Annotated in this window: 1 pseudogene; it reads right to left on the bottom strand. The window is 43.3% G+C overall.

Annotated features, from left to right (window positions below):
• Positions 1-11: 11 nt before the first annotated feature.
• Positions 12-270, bottom strand: a pseudogene (locus IC21_RS17130) (IS21 family transposase); the annotation flags it as partial.

Genomic DNA, 270 nt, shown 5'->3' with positions numbered 1-270 from the left:
GCTGAAGTTGTTCAAGTGACTGTGTCATACTTTGTTGCTCCTTTCAACACATCCAAATATTGTGCTAATTCCCGGTTCTCCGGCTGTGTATCCAGAAGTGAAGGTTCTATGCCATGCAATGCCTTAATCTCCTCTTCTGCCCGTTTAAATTCCTCTTTTTGTTGCTGCTGTCGCTGAATGAATGCCAGTACGTCACTATATTCACTCGCACTGTATATCCCACGTTTGATGCATTCGCACAATGCTTCATCCCTAGTTCTTTGATCAGAA

Origin of the sequence: Heyndrickxia coagulans DSM 1 = ATCC 7050, from assembly GCF_000290615.1 — a bacterium.
GTDB lineage: Bacteria > Bacillota > Bacilli > Bacillales > Bacillaceae_C > Weizmannia > Weizmannia coagulans.
Note: the sequence above shows the minus strand (reverse complement) of the source record. Positions and strands in the feature narration are given on the sequence as shown.